General features: G+C 58.9%; 2 protein-coding genes and 1 pseudogene. All 3 read right to left on the reverse strand.

Annotated features, from left to right (window positions below; genetic code table 11):
- Positions 1 to 154: 154 nt before the first annotated feature.
- Positions 155 to 808, reverse strand: coding sequence for a 3'-5' exonuclease (locus A3754_RS15050; protein WP_063520352.1), 654 nt, complete (start codon positions 806 to 808; stop codon positions 155 to 157).
- A gap of 2 nt (positions 809 to 810) precedes the next feature.
- A complete protein-coding gene (locus tag A3754_RS15055; RefSeq protein ID WP_063520353.1) occupies positions 811 to 2,622 on the reverse strand; it encodes a DUF294 nucleotidyltransferase-like domain-containing protein in 1,812 nt (603 codons plus the stop codon).
- Positions 2,623 to 2,715: 93 nt separating this feature from the next.
- Positions 2,716 to 3,470: pseudogene (locus tag A3754_RS15060) on the reverse strand (cation acetate symporter); the annotation flags it as partial.

Here is a 3,470-nt window from a genome sequence, read left to right on the forward strand (position 1 = left end):
GTCCGTCGCCAGAACATCACCAGCCCCTGACCATCACCGGTCCGGCGCCAGTAGCGAAAATAGGCGTACAGAACCAGGCAGAGGCCCACTATCAGCGCTATTTTTTCTGCATAGAACATCAGCTCTTCCTTCCTTTTTCACAGCCGCCAGCGGCTTAATTTAATGTGGATTTCTGCAGCTGCAGGTACATCAGCGCACTGGTCACCGCATCTCCCCGGGCGGTGTGACGTTCCATCACCGGCACCTGCAAGGCGCTGGCCATGGCATCAAAGCGCAGGTCGGGAGTCACGTCCGGCTGCCAGTAGCGCATTTTCTTTTGATACAGTGCAGATAACTCGATGATGTCATTGGGTAAATCAAACCCCATTAGCGGGCGCAAATACCGATTGATCATGGCCACATCAAAAGCCACACACCAGCCCACCAGCGGTCGGTTGCCAACCAGTGCCAGCAGGGCATCCAGCGCATCACGCACACTTTCACCGCCTTCCAGATCCACCGGCCGCAACCGGTGAATGCGGATCGTGTCCTCCTTGAGGCTTTCCGGTGGCATCAGTTTCACATCCAGGCTCTGGCTGCTCAGCACCCGCCCATCTTTTATGACCACCGCGGCAATAGACACCAATTCAGCGGTGCGACTGTCCAGCCCGGTGGTTTCGCAATCAATGGCCACTACCTGATCGCCGTCATAGGGAGCAAACAGGTGCGCATAGGGGCCCTGCCCATGGCGGCACCGGTCACGGAATCGGCGCCATTTGCAACCGGGCCACTGCGACAACATGCTTTTCCAGCTCCAGTCACGGTTCATGTTCAATATTCCAAGTGGAAACGGCGCGACAAACGTTGCTTGAACTCGCTGACCAGATGCAACGCATCCCGCAGCAAATCCCTTTCCAGCGAAGATAGCTGCTGAACCACGATATGATTGTCCTCCACTGTTTCGTCTTCGCCCTGCAATTTGGCCAGTTGCCGGGACAACCGCAGCTCACTGAACAATTCCATGGCCTCCCCCAGGTCTTCAGCAAAGCCGGGCTCCATGGCGCCGGCGGCCACCAGCTTATCCAGACGCGCCAGGGTCGAGGTTTCCCGAATCCGGCACTGCAACGCCATGGCTCGCACGCCATGCACCAACGGGAACAGGGCGCCTTTTTTGATATCAATGCCATGCTGGGGCTTCTTCAGCGAGCCGAACAGGTTCAGCGGCGTGGCAAACTGCAGGACCGGGCGGGCAAAGTGGGCCATCAGTAATTGATCATCACTGCACCGTGAAAACAGGGTATCGCGCACGGTTTCCAGCAGCCCGGGATCACCGGCGACGGCGTGTGCATCGGTAAGGATTGTCAGGTTCAGCAGACCTTTCCCGCCAGGATCCCCGGCCCATTCCTGCACGCGCTGCTGCCAACGCGACACCGGCCCGGTCCACTGCGGATTGGAGACCATTACGTTCCCCGGGCAGGGCGGATAACCCAACGACAGCAGGGTGCGGGTAAAGCGCTGCATATCCTGATCACAGCCTGACCACTGCTGGTGCTCGCCCAAAATCAGGCCGTTATCCTGATCCGTCTTCAGTATCTGCTCACCACGCCCTTCGCTGCCCATCACCATCAGGCAGGCCCGCTGCTGGTCGGCGGGCACCACCATTTCATAGGCCTTGCTCATCAAGCGGCCGTTGAGCGCAGCCAGCAAATCCATGGCGAACCGCATTTTTACCCCCTGGGCCATCAGCGTATCCACCAGATCGGGCAGGCGGGCGCTGGCCAGTTGCAACGCCTCCAGCGTATCCGCTTTCTCAATTTCCAGCCCCACCACATAGGAGCGACTGGAAAAGAAGCTGAGCACATCGGTGAGCTCCACCACCCCCACAGCAACGCCCTTTTCCATGACCACCACCCGCGCCACCTTGTGCCGGGTCATCCGGGTCAAGGCCGCGAACAGGTAATCGCCCGGACCGGCGGTAACCAGCTCCGTTTCCGCCACCTCAGCCAAACGGGTATCCGGCGATTGATTGCTCATCACCAGCGCGGTCAGCAGATCGGTCTTGGTGACAATGGCGTAATGCTGTTGATGCTCAATCAGCACGCTGTCCACACCGTGCTGTTTCAAGGCAGACACAGCATCCCGTACGGTGGCCTGTTTCGGCATGATCAGGGGCGCGCGCATGCATTCTTCAACCCTGGCCAGCATGAAACCCGCCAGGGTCACGCCCCCTTCCCGGCGCTCTGCCAGGCGCTGGTTTTTCTCCGCCAGCCGCTGGCTGAAATAACGGCCGAACTCCACTTCGCTTTCACACAGCTCGCGAAACAGTCCTGCCGGGATCAGGTAGCACAGTGTCTGCTGCTCGGCACGAAACCGGTAACGGCTTTGCCCATTCAGTACACTAATCGCCCCGAATAAATCGCCGGCGGCATAAACCCCCACCTGGCGACGGCCATCCGGCGCGTTCACGTCCAGCTCTGCCACGCTGCCCTTGTGCACGAGAAAGACAGAATCGCTGGTACTGGCCGCGTCGAGAATAATGTCATCCGGCTCGTAATAGGCCAGATCGGTTCCTTCTTGCAAACGGCGGCGACCGGCTTCGCCAAGCTGGCTGAACGGATACTGATTCAGTTCCTGTTCGATCATTCGGTTAACTCCGCCATTGCGTCTTTGCTGTCATTATTAAACGCAAAAACCGGTACGGGGAAAGCCCCGCACCGGTTCCTGTGTTACCCGTGCTCAGTGTGCAGACGCTTCACCGGCACCTCGCGGAATACGGATGTCTTCCACAATGTGCTGGATATGCTCAGGAGGCGGCGCGGTCACTCGCGATACCGCGAAGGCCACAGCAAAGTTGAGAATCATCCCGAACGTTCCGATACCTTCAGGCGACACGCCCAGCAACCAGTGTTCTGCATTGTTCAGCTCTGGCGAGACAAATTTGAAGAACACGATGTAGCTGAAGGTGAAGATCAGCCCAACCAGCATGCCGGCAATCGCCCCTTCCTTGTTCATGCGCTTGTAGAAAATGCCCATGAGGATCACCGGGAAGAAGCTGGCAGCGGCAAGGCCAAAGGCAAATGCCACCACCTGGGCCACAAAGCCGGGCGGATTGATGCCAAAGTAACCGGCAATGACAATCGCCACCACCGCCGCTCCCCGAGCCGCCAACAACTCCTGTTTCTCATTGATGCCCGGCATCAGGGTTTTCTTTAGCAGGTCATGGGAGATGGCACTGGATATCACCAGCAACAGCCCCGCTGCCGTGGACAGTGCTGCCGCCACCCCACCGGCCGCCACCAGGGCGATCACCCAGGCAGGCAGATTGCCGATTTCCGGGTTAGCCAACACGATGATGTCGCGGTCGATATACACTTCCGAGGCGTTATCCGTGGGGGCATTGGTCAACACCCGCTCCCCATAGCTGCCCTTGGTTTCTTCACGGCTGCCGGCATAGGTCGGCTTGCCTTCGAAGGGTGCTCCGGCGCGCATCT

The sequence above is a fragment of the Alcanivorax sp. HI0083 genome (assembly GCF_001635175.1).